Below are 7,581 nucleotides of genomic sequence, written 5' to 3'. Positions count from 1 at the left end.
GCCAACCACTTCTTAAATAGTTAATTTCTAAATTTATAAGTCAGATAGCAAACAACAAAAAGCCGAGGCTTTTAACCGTTAAGCCGATTAGCTCGAAGGTTTAAATCCTTCACGGCCAACCACTTTTTAATTTATAAGTCAGATAGTAAAAAACTAAAGCCGAAGCTTTTAACCGTTAAGCCGATTAATTCCAAGGTTCAAATCTTTTATGGCCAAACACTGCTTAAAGTAAGTCCTTAAGATAAATGCTTAACTTCAAGACGCTCCTTAATTAATATCTTATTCAAAAGCTACATGCTCAATAAAATCCCATCCTGTATTATCTTGTTTTAATCTTTAATAGTTAAAAGTCTTATACACATCACGATATCTATATCGTATAATTGCGTGGTATTTAAAGAGATAATCAGAGATAAATAATGTCGCAAAGTAATTTAGCCGTAGAATTTGATTTTCAATTTCCAGCGAAACCAGCTCCACTTTCAGATAATGAACGTAGTCAGTATAAAGATCGTATTAAAACTTTATTGAAAGAGAAAAATGCGGTACTTATTGCTCATTATTACACCGATCCCGAAATTCAGGCTTTAGCTGAAGAAACAGGTGGCTGTGTCGCCGACTCTTTAGAAATGGCGCGTTTTGGTAACAATCATCCTGCAACAACGCTAATTATTGCTGGTGTTCGTTTTATGGGGGAAACCGCGAAAGTACTGACGCCTGAAAAGACCGTGGTTATGCCAACACTCGAAGCAACTTGTTCATTAGACTTGGGCTGCCCTATCGAAGAGTTCTCTGCTTTTTGTGATCAGCACCCTGACCGAACTGTAGTTGTGTATGCGAATACTTCAACGGCTGTAAAAGCTAGAGCGGATTGGATCGTTACCTCTTCTTGTGCATTAGAAATTATTGAACACCTTGATGAGCAAGGGGAAAAAATTCTTTGGGGACCTGACCGTCATTTAGGCGCATACATTCAAAAGCAAACAGGTGCCGAAATGTTAATGTGGCAGGGTGCTTGTATCGTTCATGATGAATTTAAAAGCAAAGCGTTAAAGGATATGAAGGCTTTGCATCCAGACGCAGCCATTTTGGTGCACCCAGAGTCTCCTGCAGATGTTATTGAGCTTGCTGATGCTGTTGGTTCAACCAGCCAACTAATTAAAGCTGCTCAAGTTATGCCCAATAAAAAGTTTATCGTCGCAACAGACCGTGGTATTTTTTATAAAATGCAGCAGCTATGCCCAGATAAAGAATTCTTTGAGGCACCAACAGCCGGGGAAGGCGCAACCTGTAAAAGTTGTGCTCATTGCCCATGGATGGCAATGAACGGTTTAAAAGAGATAGAAGACGCATTGCTTAATCCATTAGGCAGAGAAGTGTTTGTAGACATGAAACTTCGCGATGGTGCATTGAAGTCATTGGATCGCATGCTAACGTTTAACAACGCTTTAGCCAGTAAATAACCATTAAGGTGATTTTTTGCTGGTAAAGTAATCAGTTGGCCTTTTTTTATTAAAATTAAGTTGTGTTGGCTATTAAATTTACCTACCATAGTGCAACTTTATTTTATGGCATGTCTATAAGTTTAAAGTGTTTATAAAGTTATTTTTTTACGCAGTAGATTCTCTGAGTAGCGAGTTAAGACTTGTTTTAAAATGTCTTTAATAAATAAAATTATCATGCTAATCCATCTCAATAAAAATTAGCCTGTTAGTGAAAAAATTGGTGAGCTGGCCGAGTGGCTGAAGGCGCACGCCTGGAAAGCGTGTAAAGGTTTATCCCTTTCGAGAGTTCGAATCTCTCGCTCACCGCCATATTTGTTCTTTTAAATCAACAGGTTGAGATTTTTTGCTTGTTGGTTTGAAAGGTAGCATCTTATCTATATCGCTTATATATTTGCCACTTGCACGTAGAACCGCTATATCTGGTAACTATTTACTTGAACAAGCAGATATCACTCTCCTGAACGTATTTATTGATTAGTTTTTAAGTATTGATGATAAAGTTATACACCTCTCTATATTCTAAATTACTTGTAATGTCCCTTAGATGCTCACTCTGTTGAGTGCATGATTCTAAGTCGATTCTGTTTGCGTTCATGATCTTTAATGACTTTAGTGTTTTTTTTATACAGACTGTGTAGGTCGCTGTGACCAAGCTGCTAAGCAAATCCTATGTGATACAAACGTATGACACATTTGATAGGGGTAACGGTACTTGAAAGCAACATCATCTAACGTTTCTTTCCAAGAATAGCGAAAGGTTAAATGTTCACTGGCCCATAGCTCATGTGTATGAGGATTATGATAAATAAAAGGGCTTTGTAGCTCTTGGGACTTTAATTGGTTTTTCAATGCGACAATGGCTTGTGTGGTTAAATCGATCATTAACTTCAGTTTTCGTTTCCTTATTCTGCCCACAGCATCAGGCACGTTGAACGTGAAATGTACCCTGGTCAAAGTTAATATCTGTCCATTTTAATACGATTAACTCTTCTAATCGCTCTCCTGTTAAAAATCTTACTGTGAACATGTTATGTAATTGCGAAAACTTATATTTGTCGAGAACTACCTAATTTCTATCACTCATGGCAATGACAAAAAGGCAAATATCTAAAATCTGAGCTAAAGTCTATTTTAGATATTACGAAAAGGACGTTTATTTCACCTATACCCCTCGCAGTTAAATTGATGGGGGCCACTTATATGTTGCTAGGTAATAAACAAAAGTCCAAGCAGATTATGACGTGAGTAGATAGGCTATGTATAAGTACAAAAATAAAATCCAGTGAATTATTCGTATCATTGATTCTAACTGCTATGTTGATTAATGATTTATATGTATGGGGGTATATATGGCTGTTGAAAAAAACTCAGGTTGGGTAGAACAGGTCTTTAGTTTATTTAGACTTTTTCACCGAAAGTTGAGTGTAAGACAGATCTTTATCCTCGGGCTGTTGTCGCTGTTTGGTTTGTTAGGCAATGTCTTGCATTATGAACTTTTTTTTAGCGTTGATTTAATTTTCGGAAGCATCGCAACGATTATTGCTGTAAGACTTGCAGGGGTGCTGTGGGGCTGCGTTGTTGCGGCACTGGTAAGTTACTACACCATTGTTATATGGGGTCACAGTTACGCCTTATATATTTTTATTGCTGAGGCTTTATGGATTGGCTTTAGCATTCATGGGCTCAGAAAATATAATATCATTATTGCTGATCTAACATTCTGGTTGTTCTTGGGGATGCCGATGGTCTTTTTGTTCTATGGCGAATTCATCGGTTTAGAAAGGGTAGCGACCGAATTAATCGCTTTTAAACAGGCTATTAACGGATTGCTTAACGCCGCTGTAGCATATTTGTTGTTATATACCTTTCGTCTTAACCCTCGGTTTAAAGGGGAAAGTGCTTTATTACACTCCACTGTAAATATAGAGCAAACGTTAAGCATTCTTCTGGCATTATTTATTTTGACTCCGGCAGTGATAGTCACCGGTATAATAGCCAACCAAGAGCAAGATCGTACGAAAAATATGATTGCAAGCCGAGTTAAAGGTGAGGCTTTAGATTTGTCGTCCGGTCTGCAATTTATATTTGAACGTCAAGCTATATCAATTAATAACGTGATACAAACGTATGTTGGCAAGGCGGTCTTAATTAAAGATTGGGAAGGGGGAATTAAAGTGTTGTCAAGCCTTCTGCCGAATATGATCAATATACAGATACTTGACACTGATGCTCATATTATCTACGGGAGCGGTTTTGTTCCCGATGACATTCAACAATTGATTCAGTTGGCAGTGGGGGGCGAACTAGTCCTATTTGCGGGAGGCAAAGATTCGCCAACGGGTAGTATGTTTTTTCTTTACCGAGTAGGTGAACAGTTCATACACTATGAATCTAGTATGACTATGGTACAAGAATATTTAAAAAAAATGTCTTATGAGGGAAAACGGTCAATGTTACTAATTGATGCCCTAGGGCAACTAATAAGCACAAATAATCCTGACCGCTCTTCTGAAACGTTCATTTCGCTTTCTGATGGTGAAAATCTAGTAGCACCTGAAAAAAACAAGCTTTCTGCAATGCAGGTTTGGAGTGATTCAAACTGGGTCGAACTCGATAAACACACTGGCTGGGCGGTAGCGGTTGTCGAACCTATAAAAGAATATGTTGCTAACGTACAGAAAACCTATCGAGACAACATGTTAATCATGTTAGGTGTTGTTTTTATTGCGTTATTATCTGTCAGTCGAGTGGCCAGGGGGTTGATGGCCCCATTAAAAGCGTTAGCTACCAGCATAAAAACGTTGAATATCGATGATAATAAAAATTTAAATGAACATCGCTTTGATGTACAGAGTAATTCCAAAAGTTGGTTGTATTGGGGCTATCAAGAAATTGACTTGATAAACGAACAGTTCAATCAAATGCTTGAGACAATTGATACTGCAATAGCTTATTCTTCCCTTGCTGCTCGAGAATTAGAACAACTAATCGACACAGCTAACGTGCCTATTTTTGGCATCGACGAGAAGGGCATAGTCAATATTTGGAATCAGACTACGGAGCGGCTCACTGGCTTCAACAAAGCCAATGTTATTGGCAATAATTTTGTCAGCAATTTTATTACTGATGATTTTAAGTTATCAGTAAAGGTTGTTTTGGACAAAGCGTTGCGGGGCGAGCAGACAGCTAACTTCGAATTTCCACTGTTTACCAAAACGGGTAACCGAGCAGACGTATTGTTAAACACAACCACTCGGCGTGATATTGAGGGGCGAGTTATCGGCGTGATCGTTATAAGCCAAGATATTTCTGAGTTGAAAAATGTTCAGGAACAGGTCATTCAATCATCCAAGCTAGCAACTTTGGGAGAAATGGCAACCAGTGCTGCGCATGAGTTAAATCAACCTCTGAATGTGATACGTATGGCTGCGGGGAATATACGGCGAAAAATAACCCATGAACCGATAGAAAAAGCATACATAGAGGTTAAGCTTGCTCGTATTGATGAACAAACAACACGTGCGGCCGCAATTATCGATCATATGCGGATGTTTGGTAAGAAAGTAACGGGGCCAGAAGGACAGTTCAATCCTAGTGAGATAATTAATAAGGCTCTTGATTTGGTGGGAGAACAGCTCAAATTAGATGAAATTCATATTACTACTGCGTGCGAAGACTTTAGTGGATGTGGCAAGGTACAAGGTCATGGTATCCAGATGGAGCAGGTGATTATCAACCTTTTGACTAACAGTCGTGATGCCCTATTAAATAACATCGGTTCTAAATGGATTCGACTGTCAATAGCTTTTAAGGATAAACACGCAGAAATCAGCATTCAGGATAACGGCCACGGTATTCCAATAGAATTGATAAACCGGATCTTTGAGCCGTTTTACACGACCAAAGAGGTGGGTAAGGGCACTGGGCTAGGATTATCAATAAGCTATGGTATCGTGAATGAAATGAATGGGACTATTACTGCGTCAAATACAACTGATGGCGCTTGTTTTACTATTAGACTTCCCTTAATAGAGTCTTACGATCACTGTCAGCGGCTGAACTAATTATTAATAAGCGGTGAAATATGGGGCTCTCATAGTCTTTCTAAACCTAACAACTATTTGAGCAAACCTGAGATTGCTGATCTATAATTAAAAGATACTAATGGGACTATAGTGTCAGACCAAATAAGTGGATCTATTACCTTATAAGTCAAGCACGTGAGAATGGATTCTATAAATAGATATGTTCGAGGACCATTAATGGTAAATAATATTCTTAATGATGCTGATGTGATGAAGAAACAGAGCAATATAATTGTATTTATTACAGTTATGGGCGTGTTTATTTCGTTTGCTTTATTTTTATTTGTCAATAGCTTAGCGTTTGAAAAGAAAGAAATTACTCTAGCTCAAGTCACTGAACGTCAATTAAACGCGATACAAGAGAAATTTGATAATGCAGTAAAATCAATTAATGCGATCTCGGCACTTTTTGCAGCATCTAACGAGGTCAGCAGAAAAGAATTCTCTACATTTGCATCTATCGAGTTAATTGATTCTCCTAATGTTTTAGCGCTTGAATGGATACCCAAAGTTAAGCATTCAGAGCGCGCCAGTTTTGAAAGTGCGGCTCAAAAAGATCGAGTCACTAATTTCACTTTTACAGAAGAGAATCTCCAAGGTGAGCTGGTTGCAGCGAGTGAACGTGATGTATACTATCCCGTTTATTTTGTTGAACCGTTTAAAGGTAATGAGACACTTTTAGGTTTTGAGCTGTCAACCCATCCGCAAAGACTTCAAGCAATACAAGAGGCGCGCGATACAGGTGCTTTTATCGCTAGTGGTATCGTCGAACTCGTTCAAACTCAGCAGCATGATGCTGGTCTTTTGGTAGTAAAGGCAATCTATTCGAATGGTTTGGTACCAGAGTCGTTAGCTGAAAAAAGAGCGTTACTCAAAGGCTACAGTCTCGGGGTCTTGAAACTACAAGACCTCTTTAAGACTCAAATCGTATCAGGCAATAATCATCTTCAATCAACAATATTTGTTTTTGACAATAATGCAGCAGTTGGTCAAAAAATTCTTTATCCACTCATGTCACCCTACCAAACTTTAGAGGAAGCAAAACAAGCACAGAATGGATTGTGTCTATTAAAGCCTTTGTTATTGGCCAATCAAGAGTGGACGCTATATCAATGTGTGTCCAATAATATAATGGATTACTTAGGTAATATTGAGGCCCTGATCGTTTTATTCTTTTCTTTGATATTGACGTTTGTAACGACGAAATACTTGATAGTGCAGCAAAAACAAAGAATGCACGCAAACAAACTTTTACTTGAACTAAGCAACAATGAATTTTATCTGAATGAGATTTTTAACAATGTCGATGATGCGATTGTCTCGACTGATATGTCCGGGCGAATTAGTTCAGTAAACCATTCACTTATTAAGTTATTTGGATATACAGAGCAAGAATTGATTGGTCAATCGGTTGAACTCATTGTGCATAATTACACTTCCAAAGATCTAGTTGTTGGTTTTTCTATTTTTTCTAACATTGAGCAATATCAAGCTTTAGGAAAAAGGCGGGTTGAGCTGCGAGCGAAACACAAAAATAGCAAAGAGTTTCCAATTGAAATTTCTATTAGGCAGATAAAATATCACGGAAGAGATATCGTTATTGGTATGTTAAAGGATTTGTCGATGGTCGCTGAGCGTGAACAGGCACAACTGGAGATCAGCAAAAATGCCACTGAATTGAGGCAGTTAATCGATACGGCCAATGCCCCGATTTTTGGTATTGATGCCGCGGGTCTGGTGAACGAATGGAACCAGCGCGCCGAGCAGCTCACCGGCTTTGCTAAGATTGATGTCATGGGGAAAGATCTGGTGGCTGGGTTTATCACCGATGATTACAAAGCCTCAGTTAAAGGCGTATTGGATAAGGCCCTGCAAGGTGAAGAGTCGGCTAACTATGAATTTCCGTTGTTTACCAAAACGGGCGACCGGGTGGATGTGCTGTTGAACTCCACTTCACGCCGGGATGCGGCAGGTCGTATTGTGGGGGTTGT

Annotated in this window: 4 protein-coding genes and 1 tRNA gene; 4 read left to right on the top strand and 1 reads right to left on the bottom strand. The window is 38.8% G+C overall.

The features are described from left to right. Window positions 1–419: 419 nt before the first annotated feature. Both nadA and H4J57_RS18750 read left to right on the top strand, forming a co-directional pair. On the top strand, window positions 420–1,463 hold the full coding sequence (gene nadA / locus H4J57_RS18755) for a quinolinate synthase NadA (RefSeq protein WP_182243890.1): 1,044 nt from the start codon (window positions 420–422) through the stop codon (window positions 1,461–1,463). 261 nt (window positions 1,464–1,724) lie between these two features. After that, a tRNA-Ser gene (locus H4J57_RS18750) sits at window positions 1,725–1,814 on the top strand. A gap of 312 nt (window positions 1,815–2,126) precedes the next feature. On the opposite strand, the gene H4J57_RS18745 is transcribed toward H4J57_RS18750, so the two are convergent. Next, window positions 2,127–2,387, bottom strand: a complete 261-nt coding sequence (locus tag H4J57_RS18745; RefSeq protein ID WP_182243889.1) for a hypothetical protein — start codon at window positions 2,385–2,387, stop codon at window positions 2,127–2,129. 467 nt (window positions 2,388–2,854) lie between these two features. On the opposite strand from H4J57_RS18745, the gene H4J57_RS18740 reads away from it, so the two are divergent. After that, complete coding sequence (locus tag H4J57_RS18740; protein ID WP_182243888.1) at window positions 2,855–5,569, top strand: ATP-binding protein; 2,715 nt, start codon at window positions 2,855–2,857, stop codon at window positions 5,567–5,569. A gap of 198 nt (window positions 5,570–5,767) precedes the next feature. Further along, the coding region (locus H4J57_RS18735) for a CHASE domain-containing protein (protein ID WP_182243887.1) at window positions 5,768–7,581 on the top strand (1,814 nt) is incomplete at its 3' end.

Source organism: Colwellia sp. BRX8-7 (genome assembly GCF_014077275.1).
GTDB lineage: Bacteria > Pseudomonadota > Gammaproteobacteria > Enterobacterales > Alteromonadaceae > Colwellia_A.
The sequence above is the reverse complement of the archived record's forward strand: the minus strand, read 5'-3'. Positions and strand labels throughout refer to the sequence as shown.

Bases quoted from the DNA above. Each gene is read 5' to 3' on its own strand.
- nadA (WP_182243890.1), top strand. From the start codon at position 420: ATGTCGCAAAGTAATTTAGCCGTAGAATTTGATTTTCAATTTCCAGCG.
- H4J57_RS18745 (WP_182243889.1), bottom strand. From the start codon at position 2,387: ATGATCGATTTAACCACACAAGCCATTGTCGCATTGAAAAACCAATTA.
- H4J57_RS18740 (WP_182243888.1), top strand. From the start codon at position 2,855: ATGGCTGTTGAAAAAAACTCAGGTTGGGTAGAACAGGTCTTTAGTTTA.